Annotated in this window: 12 protein-coding genes and 1 pseudogene; 7 read left to right on the top strand and 6 right to left on the bottom strand. The window is 73.4% G+C overall.

Translation table 11 applies throughout. From position 1 onward, the window contains the following. Positions 1-356: 356 nt before the first annotated feature. From dusB to AB0442_RS01730, 4 genes and pseudogenes are all read left to right on the top strand, one after another. Positions 357-1,463: a tRNA dihydrouridine synthase DusB gene (dusB, locus tag AB0442_RS01715; RefSeq protein WP_363540196.1), complete on the top strand. Its 1,107-nt coding sequence runs from the start codon at positions 357-359 to the stop codon at positions 1,461-1,463. Positions 1,464-2,027: 564 nt separating this feature from the next. Next, positions 2,028-4,736, top strand: coding sequence for a pyruvate, phosphate dikinase (ppdK, locus tag AB0442_RS01720; protein ID WP_366159939.1), 2,709 nt, complete (start codon positions 2,028-2,030; stop codon positions 4,734-4,736). 546 nt (positions 4,737-5,282) lie between these two features. Then, the gene (locus AB0442_RS01725; protein ID WP_366160109.1) at positions 5,283-5,750 is read left to right on the top strand and encodes a ribonuclease domain-containing protein; all 468 of its coding nucleotides are present in this window, start codon (positions 5,283-5,285) and stop codon (positions 5,748-5,750) included. A 316-nt stretch (positions 5,751-6,066) separates the two neighbouring features. Continuing rightward, positions 6,067-6,915: pseudogene (locus AB0442_RS01730) on the top strand (ADP-ribosylglycohydrolase family protein); the annotation flags it as partial. A 430-nt stretch (positions 6,916-7,345) separates the two neighbouring features. Here the strand turns inward: AB0442_RS01730 and AB0442_RS01735 are convergent. Further along, positions 7,346-8,650: a C2 family cysteine protease gene (locus AB0442_RS01735; RefSeq protein ID WP_366159940.1), complete on the bottom strand. Its 1,305-nt coding sequence runs from the start codon at positions 8,648-8,650 to the stop codon at positions 7,346-7,348. Between the two features lie 186 nt (positions 8,651-8,836). On the opposite strand from AB0442_RS01735, the gene AB0442_RS01740 reads away from it, so the two are divergent. Continuing rightward, entirely contained in the window at positions 8,837-9,526 is a 690-nt protein-coding gene (locus AB0442_RS01740) for an MOSC domain-containing protein (RefSeq protein ID WP_366159941.1), read from the top strand. A gap of 199 nt (positions 9,527-9,725) precedes the next feature. Here AB0442_RS01740 and AB0442_RS01745 read toward each other — a convergent pair whose 3' ends face one another. Then, the gene (locus AB0442_RS01745; RefSeq protein ID WP_344622650.1) at positions 9,726-10,445 is read right to left on the bottom strand and encodes a GNAT family protein; all 720 of its coding nucleotides are present in this window, start codon (positions 10,443-10,445) and stop codon (positions 9,726-9,728) included. Positions 10,446-11,142: 697 nt separating this feature from the next. Here AB0442_RS01745 and AB0442_RS01750 point away from each other — a divergent pair. Beyond that, complete coding sequence (locus AB0442_RS01750; protein WP_366159942.1) at positions 11,143-12,087, top strand: PAC2 family protein; 945 nt, start codon at positions 11,143-11,145, stop codon at positions 12,085-12,087. 169 nt (positions 12,088-12,256) lie between these two features. Then, positions 12,257-13,285, top strand: a complete 1,029-nt coding sequence (locus AB0442_RS01755; protein WP_366159943.1) for an SGNH/GDSL hydrolase family protein — start codon at positions 12,257-12,259, stop codon at positions 13,283-13,285. A 186-nt stretch (positions 13,286-13,471) separates the two neighbouring features. Here the strand turns inward: AB0442_RS01755 and nirD are convergent, their stop codons facing one another. The 4 genes from nirD to AB0442_RS01775 form a co-directional block, all read right to left on the bottom strand. Continuing rightward, positions 13,472-13,825 (bottom strand): nitrite reductase small subunit NirD, encoded by a 354-nt coding sequence (nirD, locus tag AB0442_RS01760; protein ID WP_366159944.1) that lies wholly within the window; start codon positions 13,823-13,825, stop codon positions 13,472-13,474. Then, the gene (gene nirB / locus AB0442_RS01765; RefSeq protein WP_366159945.1) at positions 13,822-16,443 is read right to left on the bottom strand and encodes a nitrite reductase large subunit NirB; all 2,622 of its coding nucleotides are present in this window, start codon (positions 16,441-16,443) and stop codon (positions 13,822-13,824) included. Before nirB ends, nirD begins: the two co-directional genes overlap by 4 nt. Then, the gene (locus tag AB0442_RS01770) at positions 16,440-17,759 is read right to left on the bottom strand and encodes an FAD-dependent oxidoreductase (RefSeq protein ID WP_366159946.1); all 1,320 of its coding nucleotides are present in this window, start codon (positions 17,757-17,759) and stop codon (positions 16,440-16,442) included. Before AB0442_RS01770 ends, nirB begins: the two co-directional genes overlap by 4 nt. Positions 17,760-17,861: 102 nt before the next feature. Next, positions 17,862-19,628 (bottom strand): ABC transporter ATP-binding protein, encoded by a 1,767-nt coding sequence (locus AB0442_RS01775; RefSeq protein WP_366159947.1) that lies wholly within the window; start codon positions 19,626-19,628, stop codon positions 17,862-17,864. Positions 19,629-19,637: the final 9 nt, after the last annotated feature.

Raw genomic sequence — 19,637 nt, forward strand, 5'->3', positions numbered from 1 at the left:
CCCGCCCAGCCCCCACCTGCCCAGCCCCCACCTCCCAGCCACCGCCAGCCAGAGCCCGGTGGCCCCATCAGCCCAGCCACCTCACCCTGCCCTGCCACCCCACCCGTACAAGCCCACCGACCCCACCCGCACGAACCCACCCCACCCCACCCCACCCCACCCTCCCTACCTCGGCCGGGCCGCCACTCGGGTGGGGGACAATGGAGAGTCCCGAATCCCATCAGCCGAGGACTCTGCCGCGCATGACCACCACGCCCAGCACAGCCGACACCGTCAGGTCCGCCGAAGCCACCGGTGAGCCCACCCAGCCCGCGTCCGCCGCAGGCGCCGAGTTCGCCCCGCTGAACATCGGCCCGATGCAGGTGTGGCCGCCGGTCGTGCTGGCACCCATGGCAGGGATCACCAACGCTCCCTTCCGGACGCTGTGCCGGGAGCAGAGCGGCGGCAAGGGGCTGTACGTCTCCGAGATGATCACCACGCGGGCGCTGGTCGAGCGCAACGCGAAGACCATGCAGTTGATCAAGTTCGACCCGAGCGAGAAGCCCAGGTCGATCCAGCTGTACGGCGTCGACCCGGTCACCGTCGGCAAGGCGGCCCGCATGATCGCGGACGAGGGGCTCGCCGACCACATCGACCTGAACTTCGGCTGCCCCGTCCCGAAGGTCACCCGCAAGGGCGGCGGCTCGGCGCTGCCGTACAAGCGCAACCTGCTGCGGGACATCCTCCGCGAGGCCGTCGCCAATGCGGGCGACCTCCCGGTGACGATGAAGATGCGCAAGGGCATCGACGACGACCACATCACCTTCCTGGACGCGGGCCGGATCGGCGCCGAGGAGGGCGTCGCGGCCATCGCCCTGCACGGGCGCACGGCGGCCCAGCACTACGGCGGCACCGCCGACTGGTCGGCGATCGCCCGGCTGCGGGAGTCGGTCCCGGCTCACATCCCGGTGCTCGGCAACGGCGACATCTGGTCGGCCGACGACGCGCTGCGGATGATGCGCGAGACGGGGTGCGACGGCGTGGTGGTCGGTCGCGGCTGCCTCGGCCGGCCCTGGCTCTTCAAGGACCTGGTGTCGGTCTTCGAGGGCGATGTCGACTACGCCCGCCCGACCTTCGGCGAGGTCGCCCGTGCCATGGTGCGCCACGCCCAGTTGCTCGGCGAGTGGCTCGGTGACGAGGCCCGCGGCGTGATCGATTTCCGTAAGCACGTGGCCTGGTACACGAAGGGTTTCTCGGTCGGGTCCGAACTCCGGGTCCGACTGGCGAACGCGTCCTCCCTCACCGAGATGGCCGAGCTGCTGCAGCAGATCGACCAGGCCCAGGTGTGGCCGGCCGGGGCGGACGGTCCGCGCGGTCGGACCAGCGGCAACAACCGGGTGGTACTGCCGGAGGGCTGGTTGGACGATCCGTACGACTGCGCGGTGCCCTCCGTTGACGCCGAATCGGACACATCCGGCGGATGATCTGTACGGCTGGTCGAAATCGGCCTCGACCGGCCATCTGCCGCTCCGGACCAGCCCTCTTGTCCGATCTGGCCAAGAGGGCTCCTTTCTGGCAGATTTTCACTACGCAGAGTAGCCAATCCCGCCACTCGTAGTCACGATGCGCGCGATCATGGGCGCTCGAAGGCTGAGATGCGCTCGTGACGCTTGCCACATAGTCTGAGTGGTTGACGGCCGGTCAGGTTGCCGGAAGGCCTCGACAACGTGAATCGCTTCCCGAAGGGGTTGTCGGTCCGATCGGTGCGGCTGGCTGCAGGAAATCAAACCGGGGCAACAGACTCGACGTTCGGCCATCACTCTCTGTCCGGTTCGTATGATCTTCAGGTTTCGATGTCTTCACTACTTGAACGGTAGCTAGCGTCAACCGGACGATTTCATCAACACAGGTGAATGCCTACTCGGGCATTCGATCTGCTGGGTGCTGAGTGGTTCTCAAGCACGTACGGCCTATTGGCGGCACGAAAGCGCCTTTGAAATGGGTATGTTCTCCGGCGTCAGGGCAACCGTGTGCGAGGAGACCGACCCGTGGCGGCGAAGCAGAAGTTTGTTTACTCCTTCACCGAAGGAAACAAGGACCTCAAGGATCTTCTTGGCGGCAAGGGTGCGAACCTGGCCGAGATGACCAACCTGGGTCTCCCCGTCCCTCCGGGGTTCACCATCACGACCGAGGCCTGCAAGGTCTTCCTGGAGACCGGCAGTGAGCCCGCCTCCCTGCACGAGGAGATCAGCAAGCACCTGACGGCCCTCGAGGCCGAGATGGGCAAGACGCTCGGGCAGCACGACAACCCGCTGCTGGTGTCGGTCCGTTCGGGTGCCAAGTTCTCCATGCCCGGCATGATGGACACCGTTCTGAACATCGGTCTGTCCGACGCTTCGGTGGCCGGCCTCGCCGCCCAGTCCGGCAACGAGCGTTTCGCCTGGGACTCCTACCGCCGCCTGGTCCAGATGTTCGGCAAGACCGTGCTGGGCGTGGACGGCGAGCTGTTCGAGGAGGCCCTGGACGAGGCCAAGCAGGCCAAGGGCACCGAGAACGACCTCGACCTGACCGCCGAGGACCTCAAGGGCCTGGTCGAGACCTTCAAGGGCATCGTCAAGCGCGAGACCGGCCGGGAATTCCCGCAGGAGCCGCGCGAGCAGCTCGACCTCGCCATCTACGCCGTCTTCCACTCCTGGAACGGCGACCGCGCCCGGCTGTACCGCCGCCAGGAGCGCATCCCGAACGACCTCGGCACCGCGGTCAACGTCTGCACCATGGTCTTCGGCAACCTCGGCGAGGACTCCGGCACCGGCGTCGCCTTCACCCGTGACCCCTCCACGGGCACCCAGGGCGTCTACGGCGACTACCTGCAGAACGCGCAGGGCGAGGACGTCGTCGCCGGCATCCGCAACACCCTGCAGCTGGCCGACCTCGAGCAGCTCGACAAGAAGTCGTACGACGAGCTGATGACCATCATGCAGACGCTCGAGACGCACTACCGCGACCTCTGCGACATCGAGTTCACCATCGAGCGCGGCAAGCTCTGGATGCTGCAGACCCGCGTCGGCAAGCGCACCGCGGCCGCCGCCTTCCGCATCGCCGTCCAGCTCGTCGACCAGGGCCTGATCGACCTGGACGAGGCGCTGCACCGGGTCACCGGCGGCCAGCTGGCCCAGCTGATGTTCCCGCGCTTCGCCCCGACCTCCGAGACCAAGCCGGTCGCCTTCGGCATCGCGGCCTCGCCCGGCGCCGCGGTCGGCCGGGTGGTCTTCGACTCCTACACCGCCGTCAAGTGGTCCCGCTCCGGCGAGAAGGTCATCCTCGTCCGCCGCGAGACCAACCCGGACGACCTCGAGGGCATGATCGCGGCCGAGGGCATCCTGACCTCGCGCGGCGGCAAGACCTCCCACGCGGCCGTCGTCGCCCGAGGCATGGGCAAGACCTGTGTCTGCGGCGCCGAGGAGCTGGAGGTCGACACCAAGAACCGCAAGTTCACCACCTCCGGCGGCCAGGTCGTCCACGAGGGCGACGTCGTCTCCATCGACGGTGCCAACGGCAAGGTGTACCTGGGCGAGGTCCCGGTGCTGCCGTCCCCGGTCGTCGAGTACTTCGAGGGCACCCTGCACGCCGGCGCCGACGTCCAGGGCGGGCTCGTCCAGGCCGTGCACCGGCTGATGGCGCACGCCGACGTCCGCCGCCGGCTCGCCGTCCGCGCCAACGCCGACAACGCCGAGGACGCGAACCGCGCCCGCCGGTACGGCGCCCAGGGCATCGGCCTGTGCCGCACCGAGCACATGTTCCTCGGTGAGGAGCGCCGCAAGGAGGTCGAGCACCTGATCCTGGCGGACAACGACAAGGACCGCGAGCTCGCCCTGTCCTCCCTGCTGCCGCTGCAGAAGGGCGACTTCCTGGAGCTCTTCCAGTCGATGGACGGGCTCCCCGTCACCGTCCGGCTGCTCGACCCGCCGCTGCACGAGTTCCTGCCCGACATCACCGAGCTGTCGGTGCGCGTCGCCCTCGCCGAGGCCCGCAAGGACCCGAACGAGAACGACCTGCGCCTGCTGCAGGCGGTGCACAAGCTGCACGAGCAGAACCCGATGCTCGGCCTGCGCGGCGTCCGCCTCGGCCTGGTCATCCCCGGCCTGTTCGGCATGCAGGTCCGGGCGATCGCGGAGGCCGCGGCCGAGCGCAAGCTGGCCGGCGGCGACCCGCGTCCCGAGGTGATGATCCCGCTGGTCGGCACCGTCCAGGAGCTGGAGCTGGTACGCGACGAGTGCGAGCGGGTGCTCGCCGAGGTCGCGCAGTCCACCGGCGTGAAGCTGGACATCAAGCTCGGTACCATGATCGAGCTGCCGCGCGCCGCGGTGACCGCCGGTCAGATCGCCGAGGCCGCTGAGTTCTTCTCCTTCGGCACCAATGACCTGACCCAGACGGTGTGGGGCTTCTCGCGCGACGACGTCGAGGCCAGCTTCTTCACCGCCTACCTGGAGAAGGGCATCTTCGGCGTCAGCCCGTTCGAGACCATCGACCGGGACGGCGTGGGCTCGCTGGTCAAGCACGCCGCCGAGGCCGGCCGGGCCACCCGGCCCGACCTCAAGCTCGGCGTCTGCGGCGAGCACGGCGGTGACCCGGACTCGGTGCACTTCTTCCACGAGGTGGGGCTGGACTACGTGTCCTGCTCTCCCTTCCGCATCCCGGTGGCGCGCCTGGAGGCCGGCCGCGCCGCCATCGAGACGGCGGGCAGCGATTCGCGCTGACACGAAGCAGCGCGGTCCCATCGCTGACCGCACACCCCCTCCGCAGGGGAGGGGCGTTCGACGGAGCTCGGCGCAGGAGAGCCGTCGGACGTAGCAACCGGGGCGGGAACGGACAATGGGGTCCGTTCCCGCCCCGGCGGCCTTTCCGAGCCGGGCGTCCCCACGACCGGCGCCGCCCGCATCCGCCCGCATCCGCCCGCATAGGCCCACGGCAGCCCACGGCAGCCCATGGCGAGCCACTGCGGGCCACGGCAGTCCACCGCAACCCCACGGCAGTCCACCACAACCCCACGGCATGCCGCTGCAACCCACGGCGGGCCACGCACGGCCCGGGTGCCCGTAGCCGGGTCTCCGGCGGCGGTCGGCAGCCGGAGGACTTCGTAGCGGCCGGTACTCCGTCTGCGGCCGAACGGGTGAGAACGGCGCGAAGCGCGGCCCGGCACGCTCGGCCGACCGGGCAAGCTGTCGGCCATGACCAGCCGAAACCACGTGATCGTCGTCGCCGTCCTGCTGGTGTTCGCGATCGTTGCGGCGGCCGCCTACGCCCTGGGCGACCGCACCGGCTCGACGAGGAATCCCACCACCGGTCCCACGCCGGGCGGCACCGCCGCCGGCTCGTCGCCGACCGGCCGGACACCGTCCGCTCCGGTCTCCGGCACCGTCCCCCGCACGTCCACGCCCCGGCCCACGACGGGCGGCGCGAGCCCGGTCTGGCTGCCGAGCGATCCGGCGATCGCCGACGTCTGCCGCACCCGGCTCCCGGCCCAGGCCGACGACACCCTCGTCCTGATCTCCCGGGGAGGCCCGTACCCCTACCGCTCGGACGGGGTCGTGTTCGAGAACCGGGAGGGCCTGCTGCCGCGGCACACCGACGGCTACTACCACGAGTACACCGTCGTCACCCCGAACTCCGACGACCGCGGCACCCGGCGCATCGTCACCGGGACGGCCGGCGAGCAGTACTGGACGTCCGACCACTACGCGAGCTTCCGCGAGATCGATCCCCGCTGCTGAGGCCCGTTGCCCAGCCCTGTTGCCCAGCCGCGTTGCCCGGCCCCGTCGCCGAGCCCACTGCCGACCCCCGCCCGGCCCCGGCCCGCAGCCGACGGCGGCGAAGGACCGGCACGACCGGAAACGCCCTGGTCGGCCGTCCGACCCGTCTGCCACCATGGCCGTGATGACCGAGCCCATCCGCCCGAGCGAGCCCGACGACCGCAAGCCGACCACCCACCACAAGCCGACCACGGAGCGCACCCCGGCCCCGGGCCGCACCGCCCCTCCGGCCTCCGGACCGGCCGGCGACCCCCGGCTCGCCGCAGCGCTCGACGCGTTGCAGGGCCTCTCCGTCGGCGACGCGCTCGGTGCCCAGTTCTTCGTCCCCGCCAACCGGCCGTACCTGGACCGGCGGCAGGCCCCGCCGGGTAGGTGGCCGTGGACGGACGACACCGAGATGGCCTGCTCGGTGCATGCCGGGTTCGCCGAGCGCGGCCGGATCGACGGTTTCGACCTCACCCACGCCTTCGCCCGCCGGCACGACTTCGACCGCGGCTACGGGCCGGCCGCGAACCGGATGCTCCGGCTGGTCCGCGAGGGCGGCGACGCCCGCCGACTGGCCGCCGAGCTCTTCGACGGGCAGGGCTCGTACGGGAACGGTGCGGCCATGCGGGTCGCGCCGCTCGGTGCCGCGCACGCCGACGATCCCGCCGGGGTGGTCCGCCCGGCGGCGGACACCGCCGTGATCACCCACACCCATCCCCAGGCGGTGGACGGTGCGATCGCCGTCGCGGTGGCCGCGGCGCTGGCCGTCCGGGCCCGGCTGCGGGCCGAGCGGCCGGCGGCGGAGGACTTCCTGGCCGAGGTCCGGCGGCTCACCCCGCGGGGCGCGGTCCGTGACGGGCTGGGCGAGGCGATCGGACTGGCCGGGGTCGCGGACCCGCACACCGCCGCCCGGGTGCTGGGCAACGGCAGCCGGGTCAGTGCGGCGGACACCGTGCCGTTCGCGCTCTGGGCGGCCGCGCGGCACCTGGACGACTATCCGGCCGCGATCTGGGACACCGTCACCGCCGGCGGCGACGTCGACACCACGGCCGCCGTGGTCGGCGGGGTGGTCGCGGCGCACACCGGCACGGCGGGCATCCCGGCGGCCTGGCTGGCGGCCAGGGAAGCGTTGCCGGGATGGGCGACCCCGGAGGCGGGCAGCGTGGGCGACGGCACGAGGAGCGGCCCGGCCGGCAGTGCGGTGGACGGCGGGCGGGGGCCGGCCGACGGCACCCGGATCGTGCTGCCGCGACCGGTCGAGCTCCCCGAGCTGCGGTGGACGGACCAGGACTGGCAGCGCATCAGGACCTCCCGCCACGACCGGACGGGTGCGCTGCTGATGCACACCGCCGAGGGCGTGCTCCACCTGCGGGACGGCCGTACCGGCCACGGGGTGCTGGACGTCGACGTGGCGGCGCTGCCGCGGACCGGCTGGCGCCCGGCGTCGGCCCGGGCCGAGGCCCACCCGGCCCGCTCGCCGCACGACCCGGCCGACCTGCTGGCGGCACTCGCACTCCTCTGACCGCCGATCGCCGACCGCCGGCCGCGTCCCGGTCGTCGGCCGACCGCGGCTACCAGGTGTCGACGGCGTTCATCCGCCGCAGGCAGGACGGGACCTCCTGGAGCGACAGCCAGCACTCCCACATCCGGCGGTCGGCGCCGTCGCCCCAGGGATTGCCGAGGCAGATCCGGCCGCCGGCCACGTCCACGTCCTTGATGAAGTACGCGTGGCTCGCGGCCAGCCGGCCGCCGTGCAGCCGCTCGCGGTCGTCGCCGCGGCCGTGGGTGCTGGCGGTGAGGGCCTGGCCGCGGGCCCGCCGGTCGGCGAGTTCGTGGCAGAGCCAGGGGTTGGCGAGGTCGATCTCGCCCTCGCGGGAAGGGCGGCCGGTGAGCAGGCTCAGCGCGTCGCTGGGGTGTCCGCCGTCGGCGATGCCCGAATAGCCGCCGTAGAACCGGGCGGCGGCCTTCTCGTAGTAGCCGGGCCAGGTCTCGGCGTACCGGGAGTCGTCGCTGTGGCCCTTGGCGCCCCACAGCACGCCGTGCCCGTAGGGCAGGTCGGGCACCACGGTGATGTCGACCGGCCGGCCCCGGTCGTAGAGGGTGCAGGTGACGGTGCCGTTGGCCTCCTGGCGGAGGTGGCGCGGGGCGTGGTGCGGGTTGGCCTGGATCACCGCCTGGACGCTGGTCAGCAGCCAGCAGGTACCGAACCTGCCCTGGTCCACGTCCTGCCAGCTCATCGCCTCGGTCGAGCCGGAGACCCGCTGCCACCGCTCGGTGAAGTACGCGCCGTCCACCTGCGCGAACGGCCCCTGCGGCAGGACCCAGCCGTGCTCCCCGCAGGTGCAGTCGGGCTCGTAGTCGGGCTGGCTGCACGGCATCGCGGTGCCGATCAGCATCGCGGCGTACGGGCTGACCGAGCGCAGCAGCCAGCCGAACAGCTCCTGCTGGCGGCGCCAGTCGTAGGCGGAGCGGCCGTCGGCGTCCTTGACGTGGGTGAGGGCGTCCCAGCGGTCCAGGCCCTGCTGGCCGAAGCGGCGCACGACCAGGTCGAGTTCGGCGGGCGGCAGCGGCATCAGCAGGTTGCCGATGTGGTCGAGCAGGGCACGGGCACCGTAGTGCTGTTCGCCGGAGAAGAGCAGGTCCCAGACCTGGCGGCCGACGGCGTCGGCGCGGTGCGGGTCCGGCGGCGGTCCGGGCGGCTGCCAGGGCAGCTCCACCAGCGGGCGGCCGCCGCGCACGTACGGGATGGTGCGCCGGTCCGCCGTGTCGATCAGCCGGTTGGCCGCGTCGACCGTGCCCAGGATCGCCCGGCCGCCCGGGACGAACGGCGCGGCGGCCCCCGCCACCTGGCGCCAGTTGTTGCGGTGGTAGCCCATCCGGTCCCCCTCGTCCGTTCCACCCGACCCACGAGGGTAAGGGGTCCGGCCGGGAGGCTCCCGCACCGGGCCCGGTCCGACGGGCCGTGAGGAGCGGTCGATCCAGCGGCTCGTGTCGCCCCGTCAGCAGGGAGACGGCCGGTAATCGGGCTGCGGGTGCGGGCGGCCGCGCCTACGCTGCCCGGCATGCCGACACTGCTCACCGTCAATCTGGCCCGTCCGCGTCCCAACCCGGCCAAGCCGGGGACCGGGGGCACCGGGATCGACAAGCGCCCGGTCGACCACCCGGTGGAGGTGCGCGCCCCGGGGCCCAAGCACACCGGGCTGCACAGCGGCCTGGTCGGCGACCGGATCTTCGACACCCGCAACCACGGCGGCGACGACCAGGCGGTGTACGCCTACGCCCGGGAGGTCCTCGACCGGTGGGCGGCGGAGCTCGGCAAGGAGCTGCCGAACGGCAGTTTCGGCGAGAACCTCACCACCGCCGGGCTGGACGTCGACGGCGCGCTGATCGGGGAGCGCTGGCGGATCGGTCCGCAGGTGCTGCTGGAGGTCGCCGTGCCGCGGATCCCCTGTACGACCTTCGCGTACTGGCTGGACGAGCGCCGCTGGTTGCGCCGGTTCACCGAGGCGGCGTTGCCGGGCGCCTACCTGCGGGTGGTCGAGCCGGGCCTGATCGGGGCCGGCGATCCGGTCACGGTGGAGCACCGGCCGGGGCACGGCGTCACGGTCGCGGACTGCTTCCGCGCCCTCACCGGCGACGCCTCGCTGCTGTCGTTGCTGGTGGACGTCGCCGAGCTGCCGGAGGACGTCCGGGAGCTGGCCCGCCGCCGCACCGACCGCCCGCCCTACGCCCCGGGGCCGGACGCGCCGTAGCCCGTCGCCCCGCAGCCGTACGCACGCGCAGTCGTACGCACACCGCAGCCGCACCCACGCCGCAGCCGTACACACCCGAACCGCCGGACCCACCGGACCCGACCCGTCGGATCCGGCCGGCCCGGCCCCGGCGCACGCGGCGCCCGGACCGGGCCGTCGGACGGGGTCGTTCGGACGGGTCGTCCGGCCGACCGGACCGTCAGGCGGGGATCAGCGGACCGCCGTGTCTAAGGCACTCCTGGTTGATGGCAGGGTCCGGGGCGCTCGGCGAGGTGGCGGCGGCGATCCGCAGCTCGATGATGTCGCGGACGGCCGGCCACTCCTCGTCGAGGATCGAGTAGAAGGCGGTCGAGCGGACCACCCCGTCCAGGCCGCGCGAGTGGGCCCGGCGGACCCCTTCGCAGGTGGCGCCGAGCCGCTCGATGGCGGCGCGCGAGCGAAGGTTGCGGGCGTCGGCGCGGAGCGAGATCCGCTGCACCCGCCACGCCTCGAAGGCGTGGCGCAGCATCAGCAGCTTCGCCTCGGTGTTGATGCCGGTGCCCTGGGCCCAGGGGGCGAGCCAGGTGTTGCCGATCTCGGCGGCGTCCGGCACCGCCTCGCGGGGATCGCCGAACGGCACGCCCGGAACCGGCGGCCACACCAGCGGGCCCTGCCAGTAGTCGAGCTCCAGGAACCGGGTGGAGCCGACCACCCGGTTGTCGGCGGTGCTCACGGTCGCGAACGGCAGCGACCGGCCTGCGGCCTGGTCGGCGAGGGCACGCCCGATGTACTCCCTGGCCGCTTCGAGGCCGTGCGGGACGGGGGTGAAGGCGTAGGTCGTACGGTCCGCTGCACCTGCCTCGGCCAGTGCCTCCGCGTGGTGCTCTGCGAGAGGCTCCAGCCGCACGGTGCGGCCGATGAGGGTGACGGGAACGGGCACGGAATCCTTCGGTCCTTCGGCGGTCGGAGGGTCCCTCGGTCCGGGGTCACGGCGTCGAGGGTCTGGTCTTCGCCCCGCTCCGGGGCCTCCGCCGCACCGTCGGCGCACGCCGGCAGGGCCGGTCGGGCGGCGGGGAGCGACGGCCCGGAAACGGGCAGCGCGGTGCCGGAACGGGTACGGATCGACGACCCGGACCGGCGGGATGGGCGAGGGGACAGTGTGCGTCCGCGAGATGGCCGAGAGAGAGACGAGAGCACGAAGGGAAGCAGGCGGCCAAGTGAAGGCAAGGTGCGCAGAAGGTGGCTGGCAACACACCTGTTCGGGGCGTGGCCGGCGACGTCACGGACGGCGCGGCGACGACGCGACGGTGCGAGGCAGCGAGAGGACGATACCCGCAAGAAGGCGGTGCGTCACTTCGCGGCGCGAGATCGGGGGCGTGCGCGTGTCGGAGGTACGCCGTGGAAGGGGTTCGGCGGCCCCCGAAAAGCCGCCCGGACGCCTTCGACCAGCCGTTTCGGCCCGAAGTGAGAATATTCTGCAAGCGGGGTGGAGACACGCGGCGGCTGCGGGAATTCCCGCGGCCCCGGGCACGCTGGAGTGATCGACGGGTGTCCGCGTGACGCCTGCCGGGGCGGTGCCGACGAACGGGCGGCCCCGAACGATCGACGTGACGAGACGGAACGGGGTTGGGTGCGCCGTGCGTGATCCCAAGGAGCTGTACGCGCTGGAGCCGGCCGGTGTCGGGGCGGTCGCCGCGGCGCAGGAGGCCGCGGCCGAGGCCGACGGCGGGCTGGTGCTGCTGTACCACTTCGAGGGGTTCATGGACGCCGGCGAGGCCGGCACCCAGGTCGTCTCGCACCTGCTGGAGCACGGTGCGCCGCAGGTCGTCGCCCGCTTCGACCACGACCGCCTGGTGGACTACCGGGCCCGGCGCCCCGCGATGGTGTTCGACCGCGAGCGCTGGACGGACTACGACCCGCCGGAGATCCTCCTCCAGCTGGTGCACGACTCGGTCGGCGCGCCCTTCCTGGTGCTCTCCGGCCCGGAGCCGGACACCGAGTGGGAGCTGTTCGCTGCCGCGGTGCGCGGCCTGATCGAGCGGTTCGACGTCCGCCTCGCGGTGGACTTCCACGGCATCCCGATGGGCGTCCCGCACACCCGTCCGGTCGGTCTCACGCCGCACGGCACCCGGATGGACCTGGCGCCCGGCTACCCGCGCTGGTTCGACCAGGCGCAGGTGCCGGGCAGTGCCCAGGCGCTGCTGGAGTTCCGGCTCGCCGAGGCCGGCCACGACGTGCTGGGGTTCGCCGTCCACGTCCCGCACTACATCGCGCGCTCCGCCTACCCGGCCGCCGCGGTGCAGATCCTGGAGGCGGTGCAGTCCGCGACGGGCCTGGTGCTGCCCGGTACGGAGCTGAAGCTGCGGGTGGACGAGGTGTACGCCGAGATCGAGGAGCAGTTGGAGCAGGGCGACGGCGAGCTGCGCTCCGCCATCCGGGGCATGGAGGGCCAGTACGACGCGGTCGCCGGCGCGGACGGCCGCGAGAGCCTGCTCGCCCAGGCGACCGACCTCCCCTCCGCGGACGAGCTGGGCCGCCGCTTCGAGGAGTTCCTCGCGGAGCACGAGCGCGACACGGAGTGACGCCCGGGCGCGCCGCGGCGCCCCCGCCACCGCGGCCCTGACCGGCCGTGCCGGGCCCGTACGACCGCGGCGCACCGGACGGCCCGCGCGACACGGCCACCCCGGGGTCCGGGAGCTTCCGCGGGCGTCCCGTACGTTGGGACGACCAGGAACGGACCCGGGGGGACTCATGGCACGACGGCGCGACGGCGGGGGGACGGCGCTGGCGGCGGTCCTGCTGCCGGTGCTGCTGGCCGCGGCCGGCTGCGGCGCGGACGGGGGTTCGCGGGCGGCGCCGCCCGCCCCGCCGTCGGGCGGGGCGCAGCAGCAGTCCCCGGGGCGGTCGGCCGCGCAGGCCTCCCCGTCGCCGGCCGGCCCGTACGTCGCCCTCGGCGACTCCTACACCTCCGGCCTGAAGGTGCCGCCGCAGACCGGAACCCCGGCGGGGTGCGCCCGTTCCGGGGCGAACTACCCGGCGCTGGTCGCCGCGGGCCTCGGGCTGAGCGGCACCGGGTTCCGGGACGTCAGCTGCAGCGGCGCCCGCACCGGCGACCTGACGGCCCCGCAGCGGACCGCGGACGGCACCAACCCGCCCCAGCTGGACGCCCTCGCCGGCGCCACCCGGCTGGTGACGGTCGGGATCGGCGGCAACGACGCCGGCTTCATGGACGTCGTCACCCGGTGCGCGCAGGAGAGCCTGCGCTCCACCCTGGCCGCGGGCGGCGCCGGCACCGCGGCCGGCGGTGGCACCGGCGGCGCGGCCTCGGCCTGCCGGGCGGTCTACGCCGCGGCCGGCGGCGGGCCGGACGAAGTGCAGCAGAAGGTCGCCGCGGCGGGCGGGAAGGTCGGTGCCGTCCTCGCGGAGATCCACCGCCGGGCGCCCTCGGCACGGGTGTACGTGGTCGGGTACCCGGCGCTGCTGCCGGCCGATCCGGCGGCCTGCCGGGTGACCCTCGGGGACGGCTTCGCCGCCGCCGACCTGGCCTTCCTCACCGAGAAGCAGCAGCAGCTGAACGGGATGCTGCGGGAGCGGGCCGCCGCGGCCGGGGCGGTCTTCGTGGACACCGCCGCCGCGTCGGCGGGCCACGACATGTGCGCGGGGGAGGGCGAGCGCTGGATCGAGCCGGCGCTGCCGGCCGCGGGCGGCGCGCCGCTGCACCCGAACGCCCGGGGCGAGCGCGGCATGGCCGAGGCCGTCCTGGCGGCCGTCCGCGGCTGAGCCGGCCGCCGTTCCGCCGGTTCCGCAGCGCAGGACACCCGGGCCGCCACGCAGCAGGCCCGTTCCGCAACGCAGGACGCCCCCGAAGGAGCACCGGCCGTCCGCGGGTCAGGGCAGGGACTGCGGACGGCCGGGCCGATCAGGGGCGGTGGCGGACGGCAGGGCCGACGGGGCCCGCCGAAGGCGTCAGACCTCGCCGAGCCGGGCGGCGTGCACCGGGATCCGGACGGTCTCGTCGTCCAGGCACTCGCCGGTCGCCAGGTCGAAGCGCTGCTTGAGGAGCGGCGAGGCGACGTACACCCGGCCGTCCGCGCTGGAGCCGACCAGTCCGCGGGAGAGCACGTACGCCCCGGTGAACGGGTCGCGGTTGGCCACCGCGTAGAGGCGGTCGGCGTGGTCGCGGAAGACGGCGGCCTGGGTGCCGTCCGGCAGCAGGACGGCGACGCCGCGGCCGGGGGTGAGCTGCTCCCAGTCGCAGACGGAGGTCCAGGACCGGCCGGTCAGCAGCTCGACGCGGGTGGTGGTGGCGACGGTGGTCATCGGGTCTCCAGGAGCGCGTTGTCGGGGTCGAGGGCGGCGAGCAGCTCCTCCTCGGTGGCGAGGAGCACCAGGTCGGGCTTGATCTGGTCGCGCTCGGGGGTGAACCGGATGCTCGGGTCCGGCACGCCCGGGGCGTTGACGAAGGAGACGAAGCGGCGCATCCGGTCCGGGTCGGCCAGGGTGGCGGCCCACTCGTCCTGGTAGTCGGCGACGTGGTTGGCCATCATGACCTCCAGGTCGGCGCAGATGCCGAGCGAGTCGTCCACCACCACGTCGCGGACGTGGTCGAGGCCGCCCTCGATGCGCTCCAGCCAGGTGGAGGTGCGCTCCAGCCGGTCGGCGGTGCGGATGTAGAACATCAGGAACCGGTCGATCAGCCGGATCAGCTGCTCGTCGTCGAGGTCCTGGGCGAGCAGGTCCGCGTGGCGCGGGGTCGCGCCGCCGTTGCCGCCGACGTAGAGGTTCCAGCCGTTGGAGGTGGCGATGATGCCGAAGTCCTTGCCGCGGGCCTCGGCGCACTCGCGGGCGCAGCCGGAGACCGCCGACTTGAGCTTGTGCGGGCTGCGCAGGCCGCGGTAGCGCAGCTCCAGCTGGATCGCCATGCCGACCGAGTCCTGGACGCCGTAGCGGCACCAGGTCGAGCCGACGCAGGACTTCACGGTGCGCAGCGACTTGCCGTACGCGTGGCCGGACTCGAAGCCGGCCGCGACCAGGCGGGACCAGATCTGCGGGAGCTGGTCGACGCTGGCGCCGAAGAGGTCGATCCGCTGACCGCCGGTGATCTTGGTGTAGAGGCCGAAGTCGCGGGCGACCTCGCCGATCACGATGAGCTTGTCCGGGGTGATCTCGCCGCCGGGGATCCGCGGCACGACCGAGTAGGAGCCGTTCTTCTGCAGGTTGGCCAGGAAGTGGTCGTTGGTGTCCTGCAGGGCGGCCTGCTCGCCGTCCAGGATGTGCCCGGAGGCCTCCAGCTCGGGGGCGAGCGAGGCGATGATCGAGCCGACGGTCGGCTTGCAGACCTCGCAGCCCTCGGCGCCCTCGGGGGCGCGGCCGTGCTCGGCGAGCAGCTGCCGGTGGGTGTCGATCCGCTTGACCCGGACGATCTCGTACAGCTCGGCGCGGGTGTGCGCGAAGCAGGGGCACAGGCCCTTGTCGACCTCGACGCCGGAGGCCTCCAGCTCGTCGGTGACGATGGTGGAGAGCAGCTTGATGCAGGAGCCGCAGCCGGTGCCGGCCTTGGTGCACTTCTTGACCTCGGGCACGGTGGTGCAGGAGTGCTCGGTGACGGCCGAGCGGACCTGGCCCTTGGTGACGTTGTGGCAGTTGCAGACCACCGCGTCGTCCGGCAGTGCGGAGCTGCCGAGCGGGACGGGGGCGCCGGAGCCGGCCGGGAGGACGAGGGACTCGGCGGGCACCGGCAGCGGGTTGCCCGTCCCGGCCAGCGGCCGCAGCGAGGAGTACGCCTCGGCGTCGCCGACCAGGATGCCGCCGAGCAGCGCGCCGTCGGCGGTGACGACCAGCTTCTTGTAGATGCCGGAGCGGGAGTCGGAGTAGACGACGTCCAGGGAACCCTCGGTGGCGCCGAAGGCGTCGCCGAAGCTGGCGACGTCGACGCCGAGGAGCTTGAGCTTGGTGGAGAGGTCGGCGCCGGTGAACGGCTTGCACGCCTCGTCGGCGAGCTGCTGGGCGACGGCCTGGGCCATCTCATAGCCGGGGGCGACCAGGCCGTAGACCCGGCCGTCGACGGCGAGCGCGCACTCGCCGATGGCGAAGACGTGCTCGTCGGAGGTCCGGCAGTACTCGTCGACGGCGATGCCGCCGCGCTCGCCGACGTCCAGGCCGCAGTCGCGGGCCAGCTGGTCGCGGGGGCGGACGCCGGCCGAGAAGATCACCAGGTCGGTCTCCAGGTCGGAGCCGTCGGTGAAGGTCATGCCGCGGGCCCTGCCGTCCTCGACCACCACGGTCTTGGTGCCGACCCCGGTGTGCACGACGACGCCCATCTCCTCGATGGTGCGGCGCAGCGCCTCGCCGCCGCCCTCGTCCACCTGGACGGGCATCAGCCGCGGCGCGAACTCGACCACGTGGGTCTCCAGGCCGAGGCCCTTGAGCGCGCCGGCCGCCTCCAGGCCGAGCAGGCCGCCGCCGACCACCGCACCCACGTTGGCGGTCGCCGCGTACGCCTCGATGGCCTCCAGGTCCTCGATGGTCCGGTAGACGAAGCAGCCCTCGGCGTCCTTGCCGTCGACCGGCGGGACGAACGGGTAGGAGCCGGTGGCCAGCACCAGGGTGTCGTAGCCGATGGTGTTCCCGGCCGCGGTGGTGACGGTCTTCGCCGTCCGGTCGATCGAGGCGACGGGGGAGGAGAGGTGCACCTCGAAGCCGTGCTGGTCGGCGAAGCCCTCCTCGGCGAGCAGCAGGTCGTCGGCGGTCTTGCCGGAGAAGTACGAGGTGAGGGCGACGCGGTCGTAGGCGTGCCGGGGCTCCTCGGCGAGGACGACGACCCGGTGGCGGTCGGCGGCGCCGGTGTCGACCAGGGCTTCCAGGAAGCGGTGGCCGACCATGCCGTACCCGACCAGGACGACGGTCGGCTTGCTGGTGGTCATCGGGCTGGTGGTCATCGCGAGGGCCCTCCGGGGGTCGTGCTCTGGGTGGTGAGCAGGTGCAGCGGGTGTGCTGACAGGGCCTCGTCGCCCTCCCAGGTGCCGGCGAGGTCGCCGACGGTGCCGAGGTCGCCGAGCAGGACGCCGCCGACCAGGCGGTCGCCGCCCAGGTCGTCGCGGCGGACGATGACCTTGCGGTAGGTGCCGCGGCTGGCGTCGGCGAGCCGGACGACCTGGTCGCCGGGGCCGGCGGGCGAGGTCTCGCCGAAGGCGGCGAGGTCCAGCGGAGCCGAGTCGGGGCCGGCCAGGGTGAGCCGGGTGAGCAGCCGGCTGCCCCGGTACGGGGCGTCCTGGCCGCACAGCAGCCGGGCCAGCCGGTCGGCCTGCGCGAGGGCGGGTCCGGCCAGGCCGTAGACGGTGCCGCGGTGTTCGGCGCAGTCGCCGACGGCGTGGACCGCCGGGTCGGAGGTGCGCAGCCGGTCGTCGACGACGATGCCGCGCCGCACCTCCAGTCCGGCCGCGGCGGCGAGGCCGGTGCGCGGCCGGACGCCGGCGGCGATGACGAGGAGTTCGGCGTCCAGCCGGAAGCCGTCGGCGAGTTCGACGCCGGTGATCCGGCGGTCCTCGGTGAGCGCGGAGCGCACCCGGCACTCGGTGTGCACCTCGACGCCGAGTTCGGCGAGGTGGGCGCGGAGCAGCCCGGCGGCCTCCTCGTCGAGGTGGCGCTCCATCAGGTGCTCGCCCTGGTGGGCCAGCACCACCTGGACGCCGCGGGCGGCGAGCGCCCGGGCGGCGCTCACCCCGAGGAGTCCCCCGCCGACCACCACGGCCTGCCGGACGCCCGGCAGGTGTCGGTCGATCAGCTCGCAGTCGGCCATGGTGCGGAAGGCGAACACCCCGGTGGGCAGCTCTCCCCCAGCCCTGGCGGCTGGGAGGTGCCCCCATCGCTCGCGGCCGGTCAGCGCGTCGTCGAACAGGCCGCGCAGCGGCGGCAGGACGGGGTTGGAGCCGGTGGCGAGGACCAGGTGGTCGTACGCGACGGCGGCGCCGTCGTCGCACTGCACCAGGCGGTGCTCGCGGTCGATCCGGACGGCCCGGGCCCGGCGGCACTCCACCTGCGGGGGGAGTGCCGCCAGGGCCGCGGTGTCCGGCGCGTAGCGGCCGGCCAGCACGTCGGCGAGCAGGACCCGGTTGTAGGGGGCGTGCTCCTCCTCGGCGAGCAGCGTCACCCGGCCGGCGCCGTGGGCGGTGAGCTGCTGGGCGAGCCGGTGGCCGGCCATGCCGCCGCCGATCACCACGATCCGCGGCTCCGCTGTGCTGTCCGTCGCTGTCATGCCCTTGAGCATGGTTGGCGGACGTTTCCCGGTCGGGGCCGCTCTGTTTCGCGAGCGGAAAGTCGACCTCAGCGGCGCGCGGGGCGCGCTGTGAGCCCCGGGTCAGGCGAGCTGGGCGGCCTGCAGTCCGGCGTACGCCCCGCCGCTGCGCAGGAGTTCGGCGTGCGAGCCGATCTCGGCGATCCGGCCGCGGTCCATCACCACGATCCGGTCGGCGTTCCTGATCGTGGAGAGCCGGTGGGCGACCACGAACACCGTCCGGCCCTCGACCAGCCGGGCGAGCGCCTGTTGCACCAGCGCCTCGGAGCGGGAGTCCAGGGCGGAGGTCGCCTCGTCGAGGATCAGCACCCGAGGGTCGCGGATCAGCGCCCGGGCGATCGCCAGGCGCTGCTTCTGCCCGCCGGACAGCCGGGCGCCGCGGTCGCCGACGACGGTGTCCAGGCCCTGCGGCAGCCGGTCGATGAACTCCAGTGCGTTGGCGTCCCGCAGCGCGGCCCGCACGGTCTCCTCCGGCACGTCCTTCAGGCCGTAGGTGACGTTCTCCCGGACGCTGCCCTCGAACAGGATGGACTCCTGCGGCACCACGGACAGGAACTTGCGGTAGCTGCGCAGGTCGAGCTGCTCCATGTCGGTGCCGTCGAGCAGGATCCGGCCCTCGCCCGGCCGCAGGAAGCCGATCAGCAGGTTGAGCACCGTCGACTTGCCCGCGCCGGAGCCGCCGACCAGCGCGATCGTCTCGCCCGGCCGCACGGTCAGGTCGAAGCCGCTCACCGAGGGCTCCTCGCCGCCCGGGTAGGTGTGCCCGACGCCGCGGAACTCGATCCGACCGGTGACCTGCGCGACCTCCGCCTTGCCGGAGTTCTCCTCCAGGTCCGGGGCCTGCAGCACCTCGCCGACCGAGCGGACGGACTCCAGCCCCTTGCCGAGTTGCGGGGTCAGCGTCAGCAGGGTGGTGACCGAGCCGGTCAGGCTGGAGAAGTACGCGCTGAGCATCACCACCGCGCCCGGGGTGACGTCCAGCCAGCCGTAGTAGGCGACCAGCGCGGAGCCGGCCAGACAGCCCACCCCGATCGCGTTGAGCAGGATCCAGGCGAGCGAGCCGAACCGGCCGTTGAGCAGGTCGAGGCGCAGCCCCGCGTCCAGCACCCGGCCGAGGGTGCGGTCCATCCGGCGCAGCGCCGTCCGCTCCAGGCCGTGCGCCCGGGTGATCGGGATCAGCGTGGTCATCTCGCCGACCCGCGACGACAGTTGCTCGACCTCCTGCCGGAAGGACTCGTTCTGGCTGCGCAGCCGCTCCCGCAGCCGGACGACCAGCAGTGCGGCGGCCGGCACGACCACCACGAACACCGGCAGGAAGGCCGGGGTCTGCACCCCGATGACGACCAGGCCGCCGCTGAGGGTGGCGATCGCGGCGAGGCCGTTGTCGGCGGTCTGCTGCGAGGCGTTCTCGATGCCCTCGACGTCGCGGATCACCTTGGCCTGCAGCACGCCGGCGCTGACCCGCGAGTGGTAGCCGATGGACAGCTGCTGCATCCGGTGGCAGAGCGCCGAGCGCAGCCGGGTGCCCATCCGCCGGATCGAGCCGTGCATCCAGTGCACGTACAGCAGGTGCAGCGGCAGGTTGAGCAGCAGGATCACCAGCAGCACCGCGGAGTTCCACCACAGCACGGAGACCGGCCGGTGCCGGACCACCACGTCCACGATGTTCGCGGTGATCAGCGGCAGCAGCCAGACCGGGGCGTGCTTGGCGAGGAACACGGCGACGGCCAGGGCGACGCGCCCCCGGTCGGGCCGGAAGAGGTAGAGGAGGGTGCGGACGGGGTGCTCGCCCCGGTAGCGGTGGCTGAGCGGTCCCTGGGGCAGCGCCATGGACGGTTC

The sequence above is a fragment of the Kitasatospora sp. NPDC085895 genome (assembly GCF_040702125.1).
Lineage (GTDB): Bacteria > Actinomycetota > Actinomycetes > Streptomycetales > Streptomycetaceae > Kitasatospora > Kitasatospora arboriphila.